The organism is Shewanella sp. SM32, from assembly GCF_025654235.1.
Taxonomy (GTDB): Bacteria; Pseudomonadota; Gammaproteobacteria; order Enterobacterales; family Shewanellaceae; genus Shewanella; species Shewanella oncorhynchi.
The window spans coordinates 17,000-40,762 of the sequence record NZ_JAKKRO010000017.1; the positions used below are offsets into that span (position 1 = coordinate 17,000).

Genomic DNA, 23,763 nt, shown 5'->3' on the forward strand with positions numbered 1-23,763 from the left:
CCTCGGTTAAATGCCACCCTAGAAAACACTCAAATCAAAACACAAAATATTTACAAATACTTATTTTAAAAGAGATTTTAGCATTTTGAATTGACCCCGCACACAGGAAAATGAACAATATTTCCCCTATCCCTAAGGAAACCATCCCATGTGTCGTCATTCATATACGCTAGCCTGTCTTAGCATTGGACTCCTGAGCCTATGCCAACCGCTTCAAGCGGCCGAATATAGCACTTCTAAGCAATTAGTTAGGCCAGATAAATCAGACGAAACTGCCAATGCACCTTATATCGCCCTTATGCTCGATTATATTCCCGCCACAGATAATCTCTATGGCATTACAATCGCCCCCTATCATTTCGATAATAATTACCAACAATGGGGTTATTACCTAGGCTATGCCCGCAGTCGTGAAACCGATATTATCGTGCCAGAACCCGCGCAGTCCTATCGCCAAGAAAGCCTCTTCCGCTTAGGCTTAAGCTACAGCTTAACGGCAGATTTAAGCTTTTATGCCGGCGGCAGTGGCTATATCAGCACAGTGTCTTACACGAATAACATTTCACCCAAAATTGTCGATGGCAAACCCACATGGGAAGAAGATAAAACGACCCGTTGGGGCGCAGAAGCTGGGTTAAGATATCGAATCACTGAGCACTTCATACTGAGTGCCGGTTATAACTCCAGCACAGAATCCACTATTTTAAGCATAGGTTACGCGGGCTAAGCTCCTAGCGATTGGGCTTGAGCTATTTATTGCGTTAGCTCGGCTCGCGCCTTAGCAAGATCAGCCTCGACTTCGGCGACTTTATTGCGTTTCTTGTTGATTTTATCCATAGAACGACCTTCTTCTATGGCTTTGGCCAATTCGTTTTGGCGCTCGGTGAGTTTTTCCTCTAAAGCCTCAACTTTAGCGACTCGCTCGGCGTATAAGCTATCATCGTCGCAATGGGTTGAAACTTCGTCATAGGCCTTTTCAAGTCCCGCGACTTTATGCTTATTACCTGCCGCTTTTGCTTGGGCAAGTTCGGCACTAATGGCATCTAATTTCGCCGCGCAACCCACTTTCGGTGCTTCAGCAGCCAAAGTGACAGTGCTAAATGCCAATCCAATCACTAAGCCATAAATTCCATGTTTCATCTGCATCTTAATCTCCTGTTACTTTATTCATTGAGCATACCGCTCATGTACACCTATCTAATAGTGCCACAGTCAGCTAGCTCAATCTGTACTAGCGTTAAAATCTCGCCATTAATCCACTTTATTCATCAAAACACGACTTAGACAGTGACTAACATGCGGCAAATTGTTTATGTTAGGGCAGAATATTGACTCAGACGGATATCGGAGCCAGAAAATTAATGCACACTTCATTACGCCTTAGCGCACTTAGCTCATTGTTATTGCTAACATCATCGGTTATGGCGGCCGACGTAGCCAATATCACCCTAGAAAATGGCGCCCAAGTCAGACTCAAAGACGACTTTACCTGGGAATACGTGATCACTGAAACCAAAGCAGCGCCCAATGCCTTAGCCACTGCAGCCGTAGCAAGTGCATCGAGCAATATTGCCAGTGTCCCAAGTGCCGCAGTTACCACTCAAACTGTTGCTGCGCCAGTCACCACCTTGACCGCCACTGCGATTACCCAACCTGAGCTATTAGGCTCAACGGTAAAAGATGGGATCAAAGTCAGCTTTGCTGAAGGTCAATGGAAAGGCGACAAACTCGGACTCAGCTTCGATCTCGCCAGCACCAGCAATGAACACGTTACCTTAGTTGAAGTTGAAGCTAGCTTCTTCGCCGATAATGGTACTTTGCTCAAAACCGAAAAACTCGAAGTGTGGGAAGCCATTTTCCGCATGCCTGAGACCTATCTACGCAAAGGCGAACAGCGTAAAAGCAGCGTCATTTGGGTCGAAGGCATAGATAAATCCCAATGGCAGAAGCAGCTCATTAACCTCAAAATAACCGAAATTAACTCACGCTAACAGGCAAAGAAGTAAGGGATTGCGAACCCGTTTTCAATCCCTTATCAACACTTTTATCAAATGTTATTGCTTTGTAGAGCCTGTGTTCGAGTAGAATGACAACACTTACTCTCCCTTTATTTTGAGCCCACGAGCAAGATGCATAATCTGATATCCAATCCAGCATTGTACCTTGTTGCTACGCTCTGTAGTGTCAGCCCCTTGTGTTATGCCGACACAGTTTTTTTGCTCAATGGCGATAAAATTAGCGGTGAAATTAAAGAGTTTAACGATCAAAATCTCATCATCAACACCAGTTATACCCCTAAAATTACCATTCAACGCAGTGCTATTCTCAGCCTCGAAGTCACAGATACTAGACCTTGGAGTGTCAGTCGTTCCATACAGGACATAAGTATTCAAGCCTCTAATGAACATGGCATGGTATTAATTAATAACCAGCACACTCCCGTGAGTGAGTTGAGATTCTCGCAGCACTATGCAAACTCAGATTGGAATTTTAACGGTAGTGTAGAAACCACACTTGATGTCACCAAAAACAAGAAAAATAGTCAGAAGCTACATATCAAAGGCGATATCACAGCGGAAACCTTGCAATGGCGACATAATATCAAGACCGAAGTGCGCTACGAAACCGAAGATGACGTGACTAAGCGCAACACCCTCGAAGGACATTATTCATTAGACTATCTGCTCAATGAGCATTGGCTGTTACGTCAGGAAGATTTTTATGAAGAAGATAAACTCGGCATCGATAGCCATAGTTATTATGCGGGGCTCGGTCCTGGTTATCGCTTTTGGGGTGCTGGGCGCGATAAATTAGACTTCGTCGTAACCTACAACCATTTTTGGCTTGAACAACAGTCCTTTAAACTAGAACTAAATGCTTGGGCGGCCTCACTTAACTATAAACAATATTGGTTTGGTGGCATTTTAGAGTCCTATGCCGATCTGCAAATTGCCTTCCCAGATATGCCTTCGATTGATTACATCTCAAACTCGACAGTAGGACTTAAATATCTGCTAACTCAGCGGATTTATTTGTCATTTAAATATGACTTCAACGACACTAAAACAGTGATAGGCAATACGAGAGATACCAGCTACACCTTAGGATTAGGGGTTAACTTCTAATCCTGGCTCCCGATACGCTAACCTGTGAGCCATAGGATGTTCATCATTCAATTGCAGTAAATCCCATAAGTTACCGTAGAGATCTTTAAACACAGCGACTGTGCCATAGTCTTGTTCTTGCGGCTCGCGCGCAAACTCCACGCCATCGGCGACCATACGTTGACAATCCCGCCAAAAACCACCGGTATTCAAGAATTTAAACAGGGATATCCAAACAATTTGAGGATTCAGCTAGCTTAGCGAGCAACGGTTTTCCTCGCATTATATCAGCCCCTCGATTGAGGGGCTTTCTATCATTGATTAGAGACTTCCAGCATTATACAGCGGCGCCCAAGCGCACATTGTACGATTGTTACTTACATCAAACAGATTGAAACGACTACAGTTATTGTCATAGTTATAACTACCAATGTTGATTCTATATTGTCCAAAATGTACATCTTGCAACGACACATGGCGGCCATCCTTTAATAAAGAAAAATGCAAATGTGGCCCAGTTGAACTCCCACCTTCACACAAGGCTGCATTTTTATTATTTGCATAAATGCCCATCACGGTATTCTGGTTTACATATTGACCATTACGCACTGTAATTTGATCCATATGATAATAGTTAGTCGCCCAACCGTTAGCATTTGTCACCCGTACTTGGCAGCGAGACAACACATTGACAGTCCCATCATGTGCGGAAGCAACCGAATAAGTCGGACTCCCCCATTGTGGCCAATCGTAGGATACATCGATTGATGATAGCGGATAGCCAGACCCAGTATGCGAATGAGCACCATTGGATTGCCATGAATATCCCTGTCGCCAAGGCATTTGCAGCATGTTACTGGGTGGCAGACTACTCGCGGTAATATTCGCCAATGGGACGACTTGTTGCATCGACTGAATTGAATCAGCTACAAGCGGATTTTTAGCAACTGAACTCATTAACAACTCACGGTCAGTATTGCCAAATAATAATCTAAACTGCTCAATGAATGGGTCCAATCCCAAAGCGTGCTCACCCGTCATAACGGCATCTTGCTGTTGCTCTATCCTACGACCGTTTAACAAAGCCAATAATGCGAAACTCGATGCGTTAACTGCGTAGGTACTTGGCGGGTATAGGCCTTTTAATTGAGACTCTTCATAGGCATAAAAACGTTGTGATAGCTGAGCCAATACATCTTGGAGTTGTTCCTCAAAACCCTGTTTATCCGATAATGTTCCCAAAGGTCGGTTAAGCGCTTCAGCTGTCGGAGACGAAATTAACTGAGATTGCATTTCCATCAAAGTCAGTATGACTTTGGGGTTAATACTATAATATCCAGCCCAATGCGTAATCGCCTCTTCTTTATCGATTAAATCAGGAACATTGACGTAAATAAAGTCAGCTAAATCAAACTGCGATGCATCTACGCCATATAAAAACATCAGATTATTAAATGGCAGTAACACACTAGGCATATCTACCATTTTCATTTCTTCTGCATCAATATGATACTGACTGGTTGGCATATCAGATGCGAACGATGGTAACGCTATTATCGCGGAGACACTTAACGCGCGGCCTATCCATAATGCCGTGCAACGTATTTTAAAAAAATTCATACTTATCAGATTCCTTTAGTAAGTCACTCAGATTAAATATTATTTTCAAATGCCAGCTTGCTTTAGACGTAATGATATTCACGACTAAATTTTTATAGCTAGAGAACATTAAAGAAGCTAAGTGACAATAATCGCCTATGCAAATAAGTGACGTATAAAACTGTCAACAAAAACTGACGCTCATTAATTTAAATGTGAGTTAAATACTAAAGTACGAAAAAAGTGAATGGGTAATTATAAAAACCAAAGAATAATTTATTCGATAGATATTTAATTTTGAATAAAAACATAATGGCATTGGCCGATCCATTATAAAATCTATCCGTTCCACAAGAATAAATTGAAATTTACAGTGAATTCCCAATAAAAATGATCAATAACTGAGAATTTTAAACGAACTTAACAGAGGTCAAACACAAAGAGTATTCCCAGTGTTTGACCCCATTAAATAGCTTGCGCGGTAATTCATACGAAATACTGAATCTTAACTCATTCGCTTAGCCATGACATGATTCGGGTTCAATTGCAGTAAATCCCATAAGTTACCGTAGAGATCTTTAAACACAGCGACTGTGCCATAGTCTTGTTCTTGCGGCTCGCGCGCAAACTCCACGCCATCGGCGACCATACGGCGATAATCACGCCAAAAGTCATTGGTATTTAAAAATAAAAACACCCGACCACCCGCCTGATTACCGATAAAATCGAACTGCTCAGGTTTAGACGCCCGCGCTAACAAGATAGAAGCGCCCTTAGAACCCGGTGGGGCAACAACGACCCAGCGCTTATCTTGCTCGGCTTGATAAGTGTCTTCGACTAATTCGAATTTTAATTTATTCACATAAAAATCAATCGCCTCGTCGTAATCTCTTACGACTAAGGCGATATGCACTAGAGCTTGTTTCATGGCGACCTTAAATCAATCCTATTTGGTCACCAGTTTACAGGTCATTTCTGGTGCTTCGTAGCCCCAAACCACTTTCGCTTCGCCTTGATGTTCCCAAAGACTTTCATTACGACCTTGATACTTAGCGCCGCTGCCGCTGGGTTGCACAAACATTAATGAAGTACTATCACCATGTTCAGCAATCAGGGTGGCAGGTTCGGTTTTAAAATAAGTCACGACCACTTCGTTAGCAGGATTGCCGTCACAGGCATAAAACACTGGGCCGGTCATTTCTACTAAACGATATTGTGCCTGCAGTTCGGCAATGCGGGTTTGATAGCTAGATTCAATACACGCGTGCTTATCGTCGCTCTTCCAGCATTCATTACGGCCTTTCACCCAACCACGTTGCATCGCCTTTAAAGTAGGAGGTTGTTCATTCTTCGCTTTTTCAAGCGCTTGGCTATAGACCTTAGCTAACTGATTATCAAGTTGGTTCAGCCCTGCATCCTTACAGACCATGTCTTCAATGCTGCCAGCATTCACTTTCGTGCAGTCAAAAGAAGGTGCATTAGCCGCCATTACTCCCGCACTTAACGCGCTAACCATCACGCCTGCGGCACAGTACCATTTGAAACCCAATCGATTACTTATCATCTTATTTGTTAACTTAGCCATCTCAATTCCTTTGTATTTCTGTGGTTTGTTTCAACGCTTGCCATAGCTAACCCTATATAGGCTTAACCGAGCCTGACTCAAAGCACTCTGCCTTGAAGAACCATGCCTTAAAGTGCACTCATAGTGATGTGATTTACTTTTATCTCGGTTCTAACTTAAGACTTAACCCTCAGCCGATATGCTGCGAAAACACCTAATTCTAGTGCGCTGCGAGGAAAATGCCCAGAGACTAAGAGCCACTTACCAATCTGTGTCCGCCTGCATAATCGGACTCTTTAGCGCTAAAAAACCACAAAATCCTGGCGAAATTGACTTACTCCAATTTGTGCATAGCTGATTAAACTAATGACAAAACGGTTAATTTTTTGCTTTGCACGCGATAGTGGTTGAATTTTCGAGTAAAATTGACTATTTTCACGCCGTTTGTCTCTTCACAAGGAAAAGGATCAACATGGAACAAGTTATTACCGCAGGGAACGAGAATCCCATTCAAATGACAGATATTGTCTATTCGAAGGAAAAATCGCTGTTCACTCTGTTAGCTATTATTTCTGGGATCGTCTGGGCGGCATTGATCATAGGCACTTTTGGCATGGCGCTGCTCTATGTGTTGATGTTTTTTATTATTTATCTCTTTAGCCACTCCGCCTTTATCAGCTACTTAAAAGGCACGGCTGTCGAAATCAATGCAGAGCAATTTCCTGAATTACATAAACAATATTTAGCGTGTTGCGAACGTTTAGAAATGCGCGAGCCACCACGCGCTTACTTATTGGCAGCTGATGGCATGTTAAACGCACTGGCGACACGCTTCCTCGGTCGCAACTATATAGTGCTATTTTCATCGATTGTGGATGCGCTTGAGTCAGATAAAGATGCGCTCAACTTCTATATCGGTCACGAGTTAGGCCATATTCGCCGCAATCATATAGGTAAAGCGCCCTTCTTAGTCTTCGCCACTTGGTTACCTTTAGTGGGTGCGGCTTATTCTCGCGCCTGTGAATATACCTGCGATCTCCACGGATTACGTTGCTGCAACAGCTTACGTTCAGCCACAAATGCCGTTGCTGTGTTAGCCGCTGGTGTCGAGCAATGGAAACGTATGAATGTGGATCAATATATCCGCCAAGCCAGTGAGTCGAGTGGTTTTTGGATGTCGCTGCACGAGCTTAATGGCAGCTATCCTTGGTTGACCAAGCGCATGGCGAGAGTCCAAGCCAAAGCACAAGGAGTGGAATATGCACCGCCATCACGCAGTGCATGGGCCTATGTACTCAGCTTCTTTATGCCACGTTTAGGCACAGCAGGCGGTGGATTGATAATCTTCGCTGCGATTATTGGTATTGCTGCAGCAGTCGCGTTGCCAGCGTATAAGGACTATCAAGAGAAGATGGGTGCCGCCACGAGTTATGAGGCGCCAACCACGACCGAAGCCACACCAGCAGCATTGAATGTACCCGATGCGGCACTGGCCATTGCCAGTATCGACCAGCAACATCAAGCACTGGCACCGATCACTGACATCTTAGTCGGTTACTATCAAACCAACAAAGCTTGGCCAACCGAATTGGATGTGCTTGGACTCACGGACGAGCAGATTGCGACATTTAATCTGTACACAGATGGCATAGTCGGTTTTATAGGAAGCGAAGCACTCGGGGATTATCAAGGCTATGAAGTCTATCTATCGCCTCAAGTTGATGAGCAAAATAATATCACTTGGGTTTGCAGCAGCAACGGTATTCCGGATGAATATCTGCCAGTAGATTGCCAAGGCTAATCCTGAATTTGCCCAATTAGCTGAAAGAAACTTTTACTGAGGAAGCTAATTGTATTTCCTGAGGAAATAGTAAAAAGCACAAACATAAGTTTGTGCTTTTTTGTTTTCATAATCGCGAAAGTCAGTGATTAACGCTGGATCAGATAACGAATAGTCGGACCATTCTGCTCAATTTCCAGCACTTTATAACCATGATTTTTAGCATCGAGGGGAATGTTGTTAATAGACTGCGGGCAGTCACTAATCACCTCGAGAATTTCACCGGGCTTTAACTTTGGCATAGCCTCAAGAGTAGCCACTGCGGGATAAGGGCAAGGTTCACCCACCATATCGAGTTGATAATCTGGAATATATTGAGCCATTACGCCGCCTCCGCTAGCAATTGTTCATCACGCTTCGCCTTGCGAGCAAAGAAACGTTTTTCCCACAGCAACATAGCGCCAAAGGAGAGCCCCAGCAGCACATAGGTCAGCAATAATCCGCCTTTATCGCCAAAGCTGGTCAGTAAATTAACTTTGTCCCAGTTCGTTGCTAATGGCTGAGCGATATCATCCCAGTAATACGCCAGTAAGGTTGAACCCAACACGTTACCTAAGCCCACCCACCAGAAATGCACTTGGCCTTCGACTGCACGATACATCCAACCCGTTTCACAACCACCAGCCAGTACAATACCAAAACCAAACAGTAAGCCGCCGATCACCGCATTAGGGCCAGCCCACATGATCTTAGGTGGCACACCCAGTTGCACATAGCTGTAAATACCTATCGCACTGACCGCCATGCCTAAGATAATCGCCTTCGCCATGTGAGTACGACCAGTGATCCACATATCGCGGAACGCTGAGGTAAAGCAGATTTGGGCCCGTTCGATTAATAAACCAAAACCAACACCACAGAGCATAGCAATGCCGAGTTTTGGCGCATTGAACATAGTCAATAACCCCCAACCGACGATGCCTACAAACACCAACATACCGATACGGAAACGACGTCTAGCTTGGTTTTCGTCCTGCTTGATTGAAGTCGCTTTATTTACCTTTTTCAGTTTTATCGGAATACGGAACATCGGCAGCAAGGTAAATCTTGCACCAAAGTAAGAGCCTGCCGCAGTCGCCAAAGCAAAGAACCAAGCATGTAAAGAGAACTGCGGAATACCCGTGAAGAAGGCGGCAAGGTTACAACCCATAGCTAAACGGGCACCAAAGCCAGCAATAATGCCGCCGATCAGTGCCTGAGCAATACGGATACGGCTCTGTGGCATACGCAGTTTGACGTTATTGGCCCAAAGCGCAGCAGCAATACAACCACCAAACATACCGATAATCATCATGCCGTCGATACGATCTAGAGGAGAGCCCTGCAGACCTATCACTTTGAAATAACCCCAAGTTTCTGGATCTGCACCTAAAAACTGCAGTAAATGACCACCCCAACGAGTGAATTCCCCAGTAACAGCCCAGAAGGTTCCGGTCAAACCAAAATAGTAAGTAGAAAGGATACCTGCAGCGATAACCGCTGGCATAGGCGCCCAAAAACGGACCAAATATTCTTGTTTAAATTGTTGCCATGTCATGTCATTACCCTAATGAACGAGACTATAAAAAATAAGCGCAATGCGCTTATAACCTGTGTGCCAGAATGATTGAAGTCGTTCGACAACCTCAATCTCAAGTGGCCTCACGCTTAAATGGCTTTAGCTAAGCTAGCGCAGTGCTGTCCCAACAGTCGATAACCGTGGGTGTAGAGCGTTGCCCTGCCATTGCGGCAAAAACCGATAAGCGTGATATTGCTTTTCTCTGCTAATTCCAACGCCAGTGAAGTCACGGCGGACATAGCAAACAGAATTTGGATATTGGCACTAGCGGCCTTTTGCACCATCTCAAAACTCGCGCGACTGGTGAGCAATACGGCCACTGGACGTTCCACATTGTGAGCGGAAAAGGCGCCAATTAGCTTGTCTAGTGCGATATGCCTGCCTATATCCTCATAGGCGGCGATGATCTGTCCTTGATGGTTAAGCCCCATGGCCGCATGAGTGGCGCCCGTCAGCTTAAAATGTTGTTGATTATCTTGAATTTTCCCAAGTGCGACCTGTAAGTGTTCGATATTGAATCTGGCATCTGAGTCCACCCGCATCACAGGCTTGACGGCCTCTTCGAGCTGGGCAACACCGCACAATCCACAACCTGTGCGCCCCGCCATATTGCGCCTTTGTTGCTTGAGTTCCATAAAGCATCGTTGGTTGATTTCCACTTGGATCAACACGCCTTCACTGGTGAACTCGAGCTCCACCCCTTTGATATCATTGATATGGGAAACGATACGTTCAGATAACGTAAAACCAATAGCGAAGGCTTCTAAATCTTGAGGGCTCGCCAACATCACGGTATGCGCTATGCCGTTATAGACCAGTGCAACCCGCACTTCATTAGCTAAGTAGTCAGTCAGCTCAGATGCGTGCCCATGTTCTAACAAGATCACGTTTCTTTCTGTCACCACTTCATGTGAATGATATTCCATAGCGCCCCTTTAAAACTATAAAACCAAATAAAAACAATTAGTTTGATGACAATTTAAGACTTGTATCACAAACCCATAAACTAAATAAGAATCGCCTTGAATCATCCTTACGCATTTTCTACTATCCCTAAGTCTTCTATTGGAAGAACGTCGTCTCCGGTGAGGCGTCCGGATTTCAAATCCGGGTAGGGCTGCCAGCAGTCCTGGGTAGGTTCGACTCCTATGTTCTTCCGCCAATTCTCATGGGAAAAAAACAACTCGGCATCCCGAACTTCTCGACTATTACTGCGATACTTCCTACGGGTAAAACCACTTCTGTCAAAGAACTCAAGCAGTTGAATACTCACCTTACGCCCAAGCCCAACCATGTCTTTAAATTCTGCCGTTTCGAGCTTGCCATGTTCTGCAATATGAGTACGCACTAAGCTGGCGTAGTAACAGATTTGCTCGCTGAGCAAATATCTGTCCTTCACCACAGCAGTAATAAACCCCTGCTGCACCAGCTGGAAACACAACAACCTTAATTTGGCAGGTTCTAGCGCAAGGTATTCGCCCATTTCGGTGACCCATACAGGGGCAGTTTGCTGTGCCAGCCAAGGCGCAAGCACCTGCCAACAATGCTGAGCCTCAGCATCTAGCACTATTTTGTGTTCAGCGAGCTGCAACAAGGCACCACGCAGCACCATGCGACCTTCTTGGCAAAGCGTGTCGAGCACTTTATTGGCTAATTCGGGCGGCAAAGCGCTATGGCTCATGCGCTGCAGGCGATTACGCCCAAGTCCAAGTTGGTCGGGATGCTGTTGATGGAACTCGCTAAGTAAAGTAATAAACTGTTGTTTTTCTTGCTCAAGTAAACTTGTCGCTACAGCAAATGCCCCAAAACGGACTAAACCCGCTTGGGCTAACAGCATTGCCAGCCCTTCGTCGGTTAATTGCCAACGCCACGCGATTTCATCAAGCTCTAGCGCCTGAGTTTGGCCGAGTAAAGCCACCACATGGGCAGGATTATCCAAGCGTGCTAATTGCAGTAATCTCGCGACTCGTTCAGGCGTACGTTTCTTACGATTAGGGACTTTCAGCGCCAACACTCGCCCCGCACCTAAAGTCTGTTTACCCCCAATGTGTCGCAGGACAATTCGATCGTCTTGGCATAGGAGTAGTGGCTTTTCGAGTACCAACTCCGCCAGACAGAAGCCTTCTTCATCAGCTTCATTTAACAGGGAAACTCGACCTAAAGTATGATCGGCGCCATGGTGACAGTGGACATTTTGCCAATGCACTAATGACTCACAGCCTAAAAAATCGAAGGCTCGAATATGCACTACAGGGCGGCTACAGAGCTCGGCTTGAGGCAAACTGCTCAGCCAATCGCCACGCTCTGGCTCCCTATGGTTATCGACACCCGTTAAATTGAGTGCTACGCGTGTACCCGTGACAGCCCTTTGGGCTTCTTGTCCCTGACAATGTATGCCTCGCACTCTGAGTTTGGCCTTTTGCCCTGAGCTAAAAAGACTATCACCCACGCACACATTGCCGCTGATCACTGTACCCGTAACCACACAACCTGCGCCCTTCACACTAAAGGCGCGATCGAGCGTCATCCTAAAACTGCTGGCATCCTCAGCCCGCTTAGACTCCTGTTCAGCTAAATCAAGAATATGCGCCTTAAGCGCGGCCACACCATTGGATGCTAAGTCGGCAGTTTCACTTGCCGACACCTGAAAAACACCACTGGCCTCAATGCCATACTCGGCCAGCAAAGTTAAGCCATCGGCGACAAGCTGCTCAGCCATACTACTACCAACCAGATCCCGCTTAGTCAGTACTAAGGTCAAACTGTGAAGCGGTAAGAGCGCTAGGATTTGCAGATGTTCGCGGGTTTGTGGCATAACGCCATCATCACAGGCCAGCACGAGTAAGGCATGGCGAGCATGACTCACGCCCACCAGCATGTTGTTGATAAATTTTTCATGCCCAGGCACATCAATAAAAGCAAGGCGCGAACCATCCATAAGCGGCATAAACGCATAGCCGAGATCGATCGTCATACCGCGGCGTTTTTCCTCCGGCAGACGATCGGTATTCATCCCAGTCAAAGCGCGAATAAGCGTACTCTTGCCATGATCGACATGACCCGCAGTCACAATGATCACAACTGCACACCTAACGTACTCAACTCGGCGAGGAGTTCGGCTTCACTATCAAGACCGCGCAGATCTAATCTGAGTTGGTCCTGACTCATGCGACCTATGATAGGCCGTGCCGCCTGCTTAAAATGTTGCTCTAATAGGCTTAAACTGCCGCCATTGAGTGCGGTAAAACACAACGCCACTGAGGGTAAAAAAGTATCGGGCTGCGAGCCACTGCCGACCTGTGTTTGGCACTCGACTAACTCAATGCGATAACAAGGTTCAAAGTGTGGAACCAAAGCTTGCTGTAAGCGACGACCAATCTGCCATAACGTCTCTTGGCTACGGGCAAATTTCGCCATAATAGGCAGCTCAATGTCTAAGGTTTCAGGGTTAAGATAGTGGATCAATGTCGCTTCTAACGCCGCCAAGATCAGCTTATCGCAACGCAGGGCGCGCTTTAGTGGATGACTCTGTAACTTCTTAATCAGCGACTGTTTGCCAACGATCAAACCAGACTGAGGGCCACCCAATAGTTTGTCGCCGGAAAAACTGACTAAATCGACACCATCGGCTAGCATGGCTTGGGGCGTAGGTTCTTGTTTTAGGCCAAAGCGGCGCAGATCCGTCAGTGAACCGCTGCCAAGATCTGAAATGAGTGATATGCCACGCTCACGGCATAACTGACCCAGCCTTGCCTCCTCCACTGCGGCAGTAAAACCACTAATATGATAATTACTGGTGTGGACCTTCATTATCGCAGCGGTATTTTCAGTAATGGCCTGCTCATAATCCTTAAGGTGAGTCCGATTGGTGCTGCCGACCTCGACTAAGGTGCAACCCGCTTGGCGCATAATGTCAGGGATGCGAAACGCGCCGCCAATTTCCACCAACTCACCACGGGAGACTATGACTTCTTTCCCCGCAGCCACCGCTGACAGCATCAACAACACAGCTGCGGCATTGTTATTCACAACACAACAAGCCTCGGCACCCGTTAAGCGCTGGATTAAAGCACTGATTGCATTATCCCTGTGACCACGTTCACCTGCCGCAAGCTCAAATTCCAGCGGTGTGGGGTAGCGCATAACAGAAGTCACGGCTCGAATTGCCGCTTCTGACTGCTGCGCTCGGCCAAGGTTGGTATGCAATATGGTGCCAGTGAGATTCCATACAGGTTTTAAGCTGTGGCTGTAATCATTAGACAGTCGATCAACCAAACATCTGTGCAATTGCGCAAGCTCGCCACACCATGTCGGCAAACAGTGCTCACGGCCGATTAAGCTGCGCGCCGCCTTTAACTGGGTATCCAGTGCGGCCTTTACTGCCGCTTTGCCGTAGGACTGCTGCAATACCACAAAACTAGGCTCTGCAAGTAGGCTATCCATTGAAGGCAAAGCTCGGTACAGAACTTGTAGTGTTTCAGGTGCTTGGGTCATCATCTGTGTCATTTTGTTTATATTATTGCCATTGGTTTATAAAAAGCAGGAAGGGATCAGCAACCCGACTCCCTCCCGCATTTGTTTAAGCTATGTGGCTTACGTGGTTTCGTGGGCCAGTAGCAGTGGGTTCAGTGTTGTTGCACCAAAGCCCTTAGCATTTAGCTCACTGTCTAACATCAAGGTTGCGAGATCGTCTGCCGCCACATCCATAGACGGCGAGTTTTCGACGAACATCATCTTGGTATAGCCATGACATTCATCGCAGCTTTCGATCCGCACTTGAGCCTTGGCATCATCTAGCGACCAAATCGTCATCTCTTTGTCCTGACCGCAACTGGTGCAATGGGCACGAATGTAATGCCATTCGCTCTCGCACAGACTGCAATGCAGGTAGCGCAAACCAGCTCGGGGCTGATCGACAATCACACTCGCCACCGGATGACATCCACAAACGGGACACATACTCTGCTGCGCCACCTTGCACGGATCCATCCGCTTGATGACCATAGGTGCCCAATGCGACCAATAAACGCCCATCGCCGCCCAGATGAATAAGCTAAAACGGGCAGGCACTTCACTGACATGCCCTTGGCGTAGTGAACGCCCCCACGAACTCAGTTGCTCGGGTGATTGCTGCATCAACAAACGCACTACCCGAGCTATGGATTCATCCACCTGCGGCAACAAATCACTTAACAGTTGCTGTAGCAGTCCTTGCCAATAGCTATCTGCCTCTGAGCCCAACAGAGAAAGCGGAGTCGCCTCATCTTCCCCCCAAGCGAGAAGCTTACCGAAGTCAGCCTCCTGCGCTAACCTGGCCTGTATAGAGACCAAACGGCGACATAGCTCAAAGTAATCAGCCAGCGGCGAGTCCTTGGCCAATGACAGCAAACGTTGCGCCCTTCTGTGATACACAGCTTGGGGATCTGCCGCTTTTAACGGTTTAAGTTCCAGCGGCGATTCGCTGCCTTGGGCCAGAGGTATCTCGGCTGTATGACTCATTAATGTTTCTCCACGTCCGAATGTTCATCCAACATCACAGGGTGATGTTTGCGGCACCAAGCCTTAGAGACTTTGCCGTAAAGCATGCCCGTAACCGACCCTTCCACCCATGTCGCCATCCAGAAATGCACCATCACAAAAATCAACATGATGAGCGCACAAATGGCGTGCAACAGAATGGCCCAACCCACCACAGTGGCTGAGAAATAGGGCGCAAAGTAAGGCTGCCACATGATGATTCCCGTCACCGTTAAAGTGATAGATGTCAGCACGAAGGCGCGAAACAATACCTTTTGCCCAGGGTTGTAATGGCCGATAGGCGGGATTTTCTCCTCGTTCTCGAACATCACATCCTTAATGGCGAGCATCCAAGCGAGGTCGTGCTTTTCCCATTTGTTGTGTTTGTAGTAACGCACCAACATCAACATCAGAGGTAAGCACATCATCAAGCCCGCAATGGGATGAATAAACTTCGCCAATTGCGGTGTGCCCGCTATCGCCCCAAGCCATTGAAACGACGGATAGAAGAAGGAAAAGCCAGTGAGAAATGTCACTAGGCCAACCGCCACAATGAACCAATGACAGATGCGATCGAACAGCTTGTGACGCACTATCATTTCTTGCTTATCATGCTTGCTCATTTGTCGGCCCCCTCTTCCTGCTTAGCCTCTTCCTCTGGCGGTTGATAACCCGGTTGGTCTTCTTCGACTATGTTGCGACCGACGGTGATCTTATGCAGACAAGCGACGGCGGCAGTGGCAAGAATGCCCATAGTGCCTAAAGGTTTGACCCAGTCCTGCCACAGAGTGAGTGACAGTGGGATCTGCGGGTTATCAGGCATGTTGTAGCTTTCGGGCTGATCGATATCGTGCAATATCATCATCATACCCGTGCCACCTACACCCTCAGGGTTATAAAGTCCTGCCTTAGCAAAGCCCTTTTCCTTCAGTTCTTCGACCCGTTTTTGCGAGTAGAACAACATGTCCTCACGGGTGCCAAAACGCAGCGCCCCTGTGGTACAGGACTTAACGCAGGAAGGTTCCAATCCCACAGCCAAACGGTCAGAGCACATAGTGCACTTGTAGGCCTTGTTATCCTTAGGATCGATTTTGGGCACATCAAAGGGACAAGCACTGGCGCAATAACCGCAGCCGATACATTTGTCCGAATCGAAGTCCACCACACCATTGGCGTGCTGGATAATCGCGCCCGAGGTCGAACAGGCCGTTAAGCAGGCAGGGTCAGCACAGTGCATGCAGGCCGAGTGGGTAAATTGCCAACGCAGCTTGTTGCTTTCCATCACCTCATGGAACTCCATCAGGGTCCAACATTGGCCCGATAGCGACATAGGGTTTTGGTAACTGCCTTGGAAGGTGCCCACCTCTTCCCGTAAATCATTCCACTCAGAACACGCCACTTGGCAGGCTTTACAGCCATTACACTTAGTGGCGTCGAACAGCTTGGCGACCTTTTCTGACGAATTACGCCCCTTTGACGCAGGCGTCACCGCTGAAGTACCGGAGCGGCGGATAATGTCTTGTGATGCCATAATCAGATCCCCTCCGCTTTAGTGATGTTAACCAAAAATGCTTTGAACTCAGGCACCTGTGTATTTGCATCCCCCACTTCCGTGGTGAGTACGTTACAGGAGTAACTCTTACGAGTGAGTGCATTATGGCTGCCGTGACGGGGTAACCCGACGGTATGGACTAACTGGCCATTTACCTTTAACGGCTGTAGACGTTTAGTCACTAAGGCTTTGGTTTCAATGCTGCCGCGTTTAGAGCTGACAGTGACCCAATCCCCATTGGCGATACCTTTTTCTGCCGCTAACATCTCATCGATTTCGACGAAGGTTTCAGGCATAGAAATCGCAGCTAAACGAGCATGCGTAGACCAGAAGTTAAAGTGTTCAGTTACACAGTAAGTAGTTGCCACATAAGGGAAGTCCTTATGGGAGCCTAAGGTTTCCTTCACACCCGGTAACATACGTACCGCAGGGTTACTGGTGATCTTGTGTAACGGGTTCAACCCAATAGGCGACTCCATCGGCTCGTAGTGCTCAGGGAACGGACCTTCGGCCAATAATTTAAGGGCGAAGAAACGACCCACACCTTCGGGTTGCATGATGAAGGGGCCAGCGGATTCCTGTGGTGTTAACTTCATATTGAAGTCGCCCACATCGATACCGTGCCACTTACCGTCAACCCACTCGACGATAGTGCGTTTTGGATCCCAAGGTTTGCCGTTGATATCGCAAGAAGCGCGGTTATAAAGCACACGACGGTTTGCTGGCCAAGCAAATGCCCAACCCGGAGTAACACCTTTACCGGAAGGATCATGGTTGTCACGGCGAGCCATCAAGTTGCCTTCTTCGGTCCAAGAACCCGCATAAATCCAACAGGCGCTGGCGGTACTACCATCAGCTTTCAGTTCAGCAAAACTACTGAGCTGACGTTGAGTCACGAGATCCTTACCGTTAAGCTCGCGAGCGATTTCTTCAGCGTGCGGTGAGTGAGGATTGTGGTAATTCCAGCTCATCGCGTGCACTGGTTCAGGCAGCTTACCGCCCTCTTGTTTGTACAGTTCACGCATTGCCATTAAGACGCCAGAGAGAATCTCAGCATCTGGCTTGGCTTCACCCGGCGGGTTAGCTCCCTTCCAATGCCACTGCATCCAACGGCCAGAGTTGACGATGGAACCTTCTTCCTCGGCAAAACACGTCGTAGGTAAACGGAACACTTCCGTCATGATTTCAGCGGGATTGACTTCATTGAAGCCATCGGCATTTTGCCAGAAGGTTGCAGTTTCCGTTGCCAAGGCATCTAACACCACCATGTACTTAAGATTACTCAAGGCTTTGAGTACCTTATTACGGTTTGGCATAGAGTTAATGGCGTTAACACCTTGGATAATGTAGCCATTCACTTCGCCGTGGAAAGCCATATCTAAGTGTTTAGTAAAGTCGTACTGCTTGTCCCATTTCGGCAACCAGTCATAACCAAAGTCATTTTCAACCGTAGCGTTATCGCCCCAAAAGCTCTTCATTTGTGAAACAAAGAATTTAGGGTAATTTTGCCAATAGTTGGTTTGACCCGGACGCAGAGCGACAGGGGTATAGTTGTGGAGATAGGTTTTAAGATTAATGTCTTTTTCGTTCGGTAACTTGAGGTAACCGGGCAAGCTTTGACACAATAAACCCATATCGGTCGCGCCTTGCACGTTCGAGTGTCCGCGCAGAGCGTTAACACCACCGCCCAACACCCCAATGTTACCCAGCAGCAACTGCACCATGGCCATAGAGCGAATGTTCTGCGCCCCTTTACTGTGGTGAGTCCAACCTAAGGCATACATAAAGGTCGCGGCTCTATCGTGGGTATGAGTGCTACCAATTTGTTGGCAAACGATCTCATAGTCCGCAATCGGCGTACCGGTAATATTGCTTACCGTTTCAAAGTCATAGCGTTCTACATGTTGCTTCATTAAGTTCCACACGCAGCGTGGATGTTCGAAGCTAGGATCGATTTTCGCGTAACCCTGTTCGTCTAACTCGTAGTACCAAGACTCTTTATTGTAGCTATCTGTTTCTTCATCGAAACCACTGAACAGACCTTCACTAAAAGAGAAGTCTTCGCGCACTATGTAACTGGCATTGGTATAAGCCTTCACATAGTCGTAGTTCACTTGTTTGGTTTCAATAAGATAGCGGATCACCCCGAGCAGGAAGGCGATATCTGTGCCCGAGCGGATCGGCGCATAGTAATCGGCCACAGCGGCGCTACGGGTGAAGCGAGGATCGACCACCAAAAGTTTAGCGTTGTTATGTTGCATAGCTTCTGTAACCCAGCCGAATCCGACAGGGTGAGCCTCTGCAGCATTACCGCCCATAATAATGATCAAATTAGAGTTTTTAATATCGATCCAGTGGTTGGTCATGGCACCACGTCCAAATGTCGGAGCAAGACTTGCTACCGTTGGAGAGTGTCAGTTACGCGCAATAGTATCGATTGCAACTAGGCCCAGTGCCCGTGCAAATTTCTGGGTGATATAGCCGCCTTCATTCGGCATCGCCGACGAGGTCATCATCCCAGTGCTAAGCCAACGGTTAACCGTCATCCCAGCAGAATTCTTTTCAATCAAGTTAGCATCACGGTCATTCTTCATCAGACGGGCGATGCGTTGGTAAGCTTCAGTCCAGCTGATACGAGTCCATTCATTACTGCCTGGCGCACGGTACTCAGGATATTTAAGACGATTAGGGCTGTTCACATAATCCACTAGACCAGCACCCTTAGGACACAAGGCCCCGCGGTTGACTGGATGGTCTGCATCCCCTTCGATATGGAAAATACTTTGTTCGGCGTTTTTGCCGTTACTTCCTTTGCTGTACATCAGCAATCCGCAACCCACTGAGCAATAGCAGCAGTTATTGCGGGTTTCTTTCGCGCTAATGAGTTTGAATTCTCGAACGGCCGCATAGGCCTTTTCGGACATCAATCCCAACGCTGAAATTGCTGAGGTGGCAGCTCCGGCAGCACACAGTCTAAAAAACTGGCGTCTGTTCATTGCGTCCTCTCACACTCTTGTCGTTATGAGTCTAGTGGTTGCTGTGGTAAAAATGGCAACCGATTGAGTGAGTCCTACTAAAGACCACACTTAATTTAAGATTATCCCCAAAGAAGAAATAGATAACAAATAATGACATGAGATCAAGATCTCAAATAAACAACCACAGAACTTAACTCCAAAAAACATTTCAAATAAAGCACCAAAGACCAACAAATGATAATAAAAGCACAATTTAAGGAATTAAAAACTAATAAACCACAAAAGACAATTTGTCCAACATGACAACCCCATATTGTCCCACATCATAGAGTTATGGTTATTAAAAATGATTATATGCATTCAAATATGCATAATGATGGCGGATAAAAACACAAAGGTAACGGTTTCTAGATGGATAGACAGCCACAAAAACTGACAATGTAAAGATTAGGGCAAAAAGTGCAGAGTCTGCGGTGTTAAACACACCAAAATGGCAAAGACAAAGATCGAGGAAAAGCAGATAAAAACCAAAGAAAAAGGTACAAGCAATCTGCCTGCACCTTAAATTTTGCCTTTTAACGCTTATTTTTAGCGCATTGAGGCGCAAAATCTGGGCGCGATAACAAAAGCGCCTCAGTGCAGCCTATTCCCGCGGAGTAAACACCTGTTCAGCCATTAAACTAAAACAAACGCCTAAAAGCTGGCTAGCGTTCCTGCTGGCAGATAAGTGTTAAAGCTCGCTGTATACAACAAATCTGTCGCGGCTTCGATATCTGGCGCGAAGTATCTGTCTTTATCGTAATAAGCGACGACTTCACGTAATTCGGCTTTAGCCTTAGCTACTGCGACACTTGGGGCTAAAGGCGCGCGGAAATCTAAACCCTGAGCCGCCGCTAACAATTCAATTGCCAGTACACCACGGGTATTTTCGCTCATATCGCGCAAGCGGCGGGCCGCAAAGGTCGCCATAGAAACATGGTCTTCTTGGTTAGCCGATGTTGGCAAGCTGTCAACTGATGCCGGATGAGCGTAGGTTTTGTTCTCAGACGCCAATGCCGCCGCCGTTACTTGGGCGATCATAAAGCCCGAGTTCACCCCGCCATTTTTCACCAGGAAAGGCGGCAATTTTGACAGGCTAGAATCGATCAATAGCGCGATACGACGCTCGGCAATAGAGCCCAGTTCAGCAATCGCAATCGCCAGATTATCCGCCGCCATAGCCACGGGTTCTGCGTGGAAGTTACCGCCCGAAATGATATCGCCCGTGTCTTGGAACACCAGTGGATTATCGGTTACGCCATTGGCCTCGGTGCCTAACACATCAGCCGCGTGACGAATTTGGGTCAAGCAAGCCCCCAGCACCTGTGGCTGACAGCGCAGTGAGTAAGGATCTTGCACCTTTTCACAATTAGCGTGACTTAGGCTTATCTCAGACTCTTCACCCAGTAGATGACGGAAGACCATGGCCGAATCGATTTGACCTTTCTGACCACGCGCCGCATGGATGCGAGGATCGAACGGGCTACGGCTGCCCATAGCCGCTTCGACGCTCATGGCACCGATCACTGAACTTGCTGCGAACAAGTCTTCGGCGTGGAATAACCCTTCCAGCGCCAGCGCAGTCGACGCTTGTGTGCCGTTCAACAGGGCCAACCCTTCTTTCGCCGCTAAGTCGATTGGCTTAAGGCCGGCGATTTCTAAACCTTCGGCGGCGGAAATTAACTCGCCTCGATAGCTCATTTCGCCTTCACCCAGCATAGGCAAACACATGTGTGCCAGTGGCGCTAAGTCACCCGAGGCGCCGACTGAACCTTTTTCTGGAACGCAGGGATACACTTCGGCGTTCACTAAACTGATTAAGAAGTTAATAACTTCTAAACGAATGCCTGAAAAACCACGGCTTAACGAGTTGATTTTTAACACCATCATCAAGCGCACTGTGGCATCTTGCATGTATTGCCCCGTGCCAGCGGCATGTGACAACACGATAGAACGTTGCAGCAATTGCAGATCTTCGGGCGCTATCTTGGTATTGGCCAACAAGCCAAAGCCCGTGTTGATGCCGTAAACGGTGCGGCCTTCATCCAACACTTTTTGCACGATTTGCGCACTGGTGTTGATATCAGTAATGGCCTCAGGTGCGAGTTCCAGTGTCAACTTATGACGGCTGATTTCGCGCAATTGCGCTAGGCTCAAGCTGCCCGGCGTTAACACTAAGTGATTCACAGATTTCATATTTTTAGCTCCAAGCTTTTAGTTATTATTGTTATTGAGTCGTTAGCATCGGCTAGTCTTGCATAGGTAAATCGAGGCCCTGCTCCTTGGCGCAGTTTTTCGCAATCTCGTAGCCCGCATCAGCATGGCGCATCACGCCTGTCGCTGGGTCATTCCACAGCACACGGCCAACCCGTTTTGCCGCCGCATCTGTGCCGTCACACACAATCACCACACCCGAATGTTGGCTAAAGCCCATGCCGACGCCGCCGCCGTGGTGCAAAGACACCCAAGTTGCACCGCTAGCGGTGTTGAGTAGTGCGTTCAGCAATGGCCAATCGGATACCGCATCTGAGCCGTCCAGCATAGATTCGGTTTCCCGGTTCGGGCTGGCCACTGAGCCAGAATCTAAGTGGTCGCGACCGATTACCACGGGCGCCGACAACTCACCGTTTTTAACCATTTCGTTGAAAGCTAACGCCAAGCGAGCGCGATCTTTTAAGCCCACCCAGCAAATACGCGCAGGCAGACCTTGGAAGGCAATACGTTCGCGCGCCATGTCTAACCAATTGTGCAGGTGTGGATTATCTGGGATCAGTTCTTTGACTTTAGCGTCGGTTTTGTAGATATCTTCGGGATCGCCAGATAACGCCACCCAGCGGAACGGGCCAATGCCTTCACAGAACAGTGGGCGAATATAAGCAGGTACAAAACCTGGGAAATCGAAGGCATTTTCAACACCCATTTCAAACGCCATTTGGCGAATGTTGTTACCGTAATCGAGCGTGGCTGCACCCGCGGTTTGCAGGTCGAGCATGGCTTGTACTTGCACCGCCATCGAGGCTTTCGCCGCTTTCACTACGCCCGCTTCATCAGTTTTACGCATGGCCGCAACCTCAGCCATAGTCCACCCCTGCGGCAGATAACCGTTTAATGGGTCGTGTGCAGAGGTTTGGTCGGTCACCACATCTGGGGTAACGCCGCGTTTAACTAATTCAGCAAACACATCGGCGGCATTCGCTAATAAGCCCACTGATACTGGCTTACCAGCTTGGTTCGCCGCTTCAATCATGGCTAATGCTTCATCGAGCGAAGTGGCTTTTTTGTCAACATAACGAGTACGCAGGCGGAAATCGATGCGGGTCTCGTCGACTTCACAGGCTAACACCGAGAAGCCAGCCATAGTGCCCGCCAGCGTTTGCGCGCCGCCCATGCCACCTAGCCCGCCAGTGAGGATCCATTTGCCTTTGGAGACACCCTCAAAGTGCTGTTTTGCGACCGACACAAAGGTCTCGTAAGTGCCTTGGACTATGCCTTGAGTGCCGATATAGATCCAAGAACCAGCCGTCATCTGACCGTACATGGCTAAACCTAGCTTGTCTAACTCGTTGAAATGTTCCCAGTTCGCCCAATGTGGCACTAGGTTTGAGTTAGCAATCAGCACGCGCGGTGCATCAGCATGGGTGCGAAATACGCCCACAGGTTTGCCCGATTGCACTAATAAGGTTTCGTCGTCTTCGAGGCGTTGTAAGATTTCGATAATTTTGTCATAACAATCCCAATCGCGGGCGGCGCGGCCGATACCGCCGTAGACGACTAAGTCTTCTGGGCGCTCGGCGACATCGGGATGTAAGTTATTCATTAACATGCGCATTGGCGCTTCTGTGAGCCAACTCTTACAGCTTAATTGTGTGCCATGCGGTGCAATAATACGGCGGCTTGGGTCGTGGCGCTTATCCATTGAATTTTCCTCTTTCAACCTGTGGTGCTAACTCGTATTCGCTAAGTCGCTAATACGGGTTAGCACTATTGTTTTTATTGTGTTTTTATCTATCTA

General features: G+C 47.6%; 18 protein-coding genes, 1 tRNA gene and 2 pseudogenes. 5 read left to right on the plus strand and 16 right to left on the minus strand.

The genetic code is table 11. From position 1 onward, the window contains the following. Positions 1–148: 148 nt before the first annotated feature. Positions 149–727 (plus strand): porin family protein, encoded by a 579-nt coding sequence (locus L5M10_RS09085; protein ID WP_219235484.1) that lies wholly within the window; start codon positions 149–151, stop codon positions 725–727. 26 nt (positions 728–753) lie between these two features. Here L5M10_RS09085 and L5M10_RS09090 read toward each other — a convergent pair whose 3' ends face one another. Beyond that, the gene (locus L5M10_RS09090; RefSeq protein ID WP_105250960.1) at positions 754–1,146 is read right to left on the minus strand and encodes a DUF1090 domain-containing protein; all 393 of its coding nucleotides are present in this window, start codon (positions 1,144–1,146) and stop codon (positions 754–756) included. 215 nt (positions 1,147–1,361) lie between these two features. On the opposite strand from L5M10_RS09090, the gene L5M10_RS09095 reads away from it, so the two are divergent. After that, entirely contained in the window at positions 1,362–1,991 is a 630-nt protein-coding gene (locus L5M10_RS09095; RefSeq protein WP_263255179.1) for a DUF3157 family protein, read from the plus strand. Between the two features lie 138 nt (positions 1,992–2,129). After that, positions 2,130–3,125 carry a DUF481 domain-containing protein gene (locus tag L5M10_RS09100; protein WP_105250958.1) on the plus strand — a complete coding sequence of 332 codons (996 nt, stop codon included), beginning with the start codon at positions 2,130–2,132 and terminating at the stop codon, positions 3,123–3,125. On the opposite strand, the pseudogene L5M10_RS09105 reads toward L5M10_RS09100, so the two are convergent. The 4 genes and pseudogenes from L5M10_RS09105 to L5M10_RS09120 form a co-directional block, all read right to left on the minus strand. Next, positions 3,108–3,329 (minus strand): annotated as a pseudogene (locus L5M10_RS09105) (VOC family protein); the annotation flags it as partial. The gene L5M10_RS09100 and the pseudogene L5M10_RS09105 sit on opposite strands and share 18 nt — an antisense overlap. A gap of 96 nt (positions 3,330–3,425) precedes the next feature. Next, entirely contained in the window at positions 3,426–4,724 is a 1,299-nt protein-coding gene (locus tag L5M10_RS09110; protein ID WP_263164086.1) for a M23 family metallopeptidase, read from the minus strand. A 484-nt stretch (positions 4,725–5,208) separates the two neighbouring features. Further along, positions 5,209–5,631, minus strand: coding sequence for a VOC family protein (locus L5M10_RS09115; protein ID WP_263164088.1), 423 nt, complete (start codon positions 5,629–5,631; stop codon positions 5,209–5,211). Positions 5,632–5,649: 18 nt separating this feature from the next. Further along, entirely contained in the window at positions 5,650–6,288 is a 639-nt protein-coding gene (locus L5M10_RS09120; protein WP_263164089.1) for an MliC family protein, read from the minus strand. A gap of 451 nt (positions 6,289–6,739) precedes the next feature. Between L5M10_RS09120 and L5M10_RS09125 the strand changes: the two genes are divergently transcribed. Further along, positions 6,740–8,068, plus strand: coding sequence for a M48 family metallopeptidase (locus tag L5M10_RS09125; RefSeq protein ID WP_113941250.1), 1,329 nt, complete (start codon positions 6,740–6,742; stop codon positions 8,066–8,068). 128 nt (positions 8,069–8,196) lie between these two features. Here the strand turns inward: L5M10_RS09125 and yedF are convergent, their stop codons facing one another. From yedF to fdhD, 3 genes are all read right to left on the minus strand, one after another. After that, positions 8,197–8,430: a sulfurtransferase-like selenium metabolism protein YedF gene (gene yedF / locus L5M10_RS09130; protein WP_107946196.1), complete on the minus strand. Its 234-nt coding sequence runs from the start codon at positions 8,428–8,430 to the stop codon at positions 8,197–8,199. Next, positions 8,430–9,644, minus strand: a complete 1,215-nt coding sequence (yedE, locus tag L5M10_RS09135) for a selenium metabolism membrane protein YedE/FdhT (protein ID WP_263164090.1) — start codon at positions 9,642–9,644, stop codon at positions 8,430–8,432. Before yedE ends, yedF begins: the two co-directional genes overlap by 1 nt. A 110-nt stretch (positions 9,645–9,754) precedes the next feature. Beyond that, positions 9,755–10,591 carry a formate dehydrogenase accessory sulfurtransferase FdhD gene (gene fdhD, locus L5M10_RS09140; protein WP_263255180.1) on the minus strand — a complete coding sequence of 279 codons (837 nt, stop codon included), beginning with the start codon at positions 10,589–10,591 and terminating at the stop codon, positions 9,755–9,757. Between the two features lie 141 nt (positions 10,592–10,732). Between fdhD and L5M10_RS09145 the strand changes: the two genes are divergently transcribed. Further along, positions 10,733–10,827, plus strand: a tRNA-Sec gene (locus L5M10_RS09145). A gap of 69 nt (positions 10,828–10,896) precedes the next feature. Here L5M10_RS09145 and selB read toward each other — a convergent pair. From selB to hutU, 8 genes and pseudogenes are all read right to left on the minus strand, one after another. Further along, a pseudogene (selB, locus tag L5M10_RS24225) lies at positions 10,897–12,744 on the minus strand (selenocysteine-specific translation elongation factor); the annotation flags it as partial. Further along, a complete protein-coding gene (gene selA, locus L5M10_RS09150) occupies positions 12,741–14,162 on the minus strand; it encodes an L-seryl-tRNA(Sec) selenium transferase (protein WP_263164158.1) in 1,422 nt (473 codons plus the stop codon). The pseudogene selB and the gene selA, both read right to left, overlap by 4 nt. Before the next feature lie 96 nt (positions 14,163–14,258). Next, the gene (fdhE, locus tag L5M10_RS09155; RefSeq protein WP_105250948.1) at positions 14,259–15,164 is read right to left on the minus strand and encodes a formate dehydrogenase accessory protein FdhE; all 906 of its coding nucleotides are present in this window, start codon (positions 15,162–15,164) and stop codon (positions 14,259–14,261) included. Then, positions 15,164–15,805, minus strand: coding sequence for a formate dehydrogenase subunit gamma (locus tag L5M10_RS09160; protein ID WP_011982054.1), 642 nt, complete (start codon positions 15,803–15,805; stop codon positions 15,164–15,166). The genes fdhE and L5M10_RS09160 overlap by 1 nt, the downstream gene beginning before the upstream one ends. Next, on the minus strand, positions 15,802–16,713 hold the full coding sequence (gene fdxH, locus L5M10_RS09165; protein WP_317630139.1) for a formate dehydrogenase subunit beta: 912 nt from the start codon (positions 16,711–16,713) through the stop codon (positions 15,802–15,804). Before fdxH ends, L5M10_RS09160 begins: the two co-directional genes overlap by 4 nt. 2 nt (positions 16,714–16,715) lie before the next feature. Further along, positions 16,716–19,730 carry a formate dehydrogenase-N subunit alpha gene (fdnG, locus tag L5M10_RS09170; protein ID WP_263255181.1) on the minus strand — a complete coding sequence of 1,005 codons (3,015 nt, stop codon included), beginning with the start codon at positions 19,728–19,730 and terminating at the stop codon, positions 16,716–16,718. A gap of 675 nt (positions 19,731–20,405) precedes the next feature. Then, the gene (gene hutH, locus L5M10_RS09175) at positions 20,406–21,947 is read right to left on the minus strand and encodes a histidine ammonia-lyase (RefSeq protein WP_113941242.1); all 1,542 of its coding nucleotides are present in this window, start codon (positions 21,945–21,947) and stop codon (positions 20,406–20,408) included. Positions 21,948–21,999: 52 nt separating this feature from the next. Beyond that, on the minus strand, positions 22,000–23,667 hold the full coding sequence (gene hutU / locus L5M10_RS09180; protein WP_263164097.1) for a urocanate hydratase: 1,668 nt from the start codon (positions 23,665–23,667) through the stop codon (positions 22,000–22,002). Between the last annotated feature and the right edge of the window lie 96 nt (positions 23,668–23,763).

What these genes read in the sequence shown, in the direction of transcription:
- hutU (WP_263164097.1), bottom strand. Translation starts at nt 23,667, where the DNA reads ATGGATAAGCGCCACGACCCAAGCCGCCGTATTATTGCACCGCATGGC.
- L5M10_RS09110 (WP_263164086.1), bottom strand. Translation starts at nt 4,724, where the DNA reads ATGAATTTTTTTAAAATACGTTGCACGGCATTATGGATAGGCCGCGCG.
- L5M10_RS09115 (WP_263164088.1), bottom strand. Translation starts at nt 5,631, where the DNA reads ATGAAACAAGCTCTAGTGCATATCGCCTTAGTCGTAAGAGATTACGAC.
- L5M10_RS09160 (WP_011982054.1), bottom strand. Translation starts at nt 15,805, where the DNA reads ATGAGCAAGCATGATAAGCAAGAAATGATAGTGCGTCACAAGCTGTTC.
- L5M10_RS09100 (WP_105250958.1), top strand. Translation starts at nt 2,130, where the DNA reads ATGCATAATCTGATATCCAATCCAGCATTGTACCTTGTTGCTACGCTC.
- L5M10_RS09125 (WP_113941250.1), top strand. Translation starts at nt 6,740, where the DNA reads ATGGAACAAGTTATTACCGCAGGGAACGAGAATCCCATTCAAATGACA.
- L5M10_RS09090 (WP_105250960.1), bottom strand. Translation starts at nt 1,146, where the DNA reads ATGCAGATGAAACATGGAATTTATGGCTTAGTGATTGGATTGGCATTT.
- fdhD (WP_263255180.1), bottom strand. Translation starts at nt 10,591, where the DNA reads ATGGAATATCATTCACATGAAGTGGTGACAGAAAGAAACGTGATCTTG.
- L5M10_RS09085 (WP_219235484.1), top strand. Translation starts at nt 149, where the DNA reads ATGTGTCGTCATTCATATACGCTAGCCTGTCTTAGCATTGGACTCCTG.
- fdhE (WP_105250948.1), bottom strand. Translation starts at nt 15,164, where the DNA reads ATGAGTCATACAGCCGAGATACCTCTGGCCCAAGGCAGCGAATCGCCG.
- L5M10_RS09095 (WP_263255179.1), top strand. Translation starts at nt 1,362, where the DNA reads ATGCACACTTCATTACGCCTTAGCGCACTTAGCTCATTGTTATTGCTA.
- L5M10_RS09120 (WP_263164089.1), bottom strand. Translation starts at nt 6,288, where the DNA reads ATGGCTAAGTTAACAAATAAGATGATAAGTAATCGATTGGGTTTCAAA.
- yedF (WP_107946196.1), bottom strand. Translation starts at nt 8,430, where the DNA reads ATGGCTCAATATATTCCAGATTATCAACTCGATATGGTGGGTGAACCT.
- hutH (WP_113941242.1), bottom strand. Translation starts at nt 21,947, where the DNA reads ATGAAATCTGTGAATCACTTAGTGTTAACGCCGGGCAGCTTGAGCCTA.
- yedE (WP_263164090.1), bottom strand. Translation starts at nt 9,644, where the DNA reads ATGACATGGCAACAATTTAAACAAGAATATTTGGTCCGTTTTTGGGCG.
- fdxH (WP_317630139.1), bottom strand. Translation starts at nt 16,713, where the DNA reads ATGGCATCACAAGACATTATCCGCCGCTCCGGTACTTCAGCGGTGACG.
- selA (WP_263164158.1), bottom strand. Translation starts at nt 14,162, where the DNA reads ATGATGACCCAAGCACCTGAAACACTACAAGTTCTGTACCGAGCTTTG.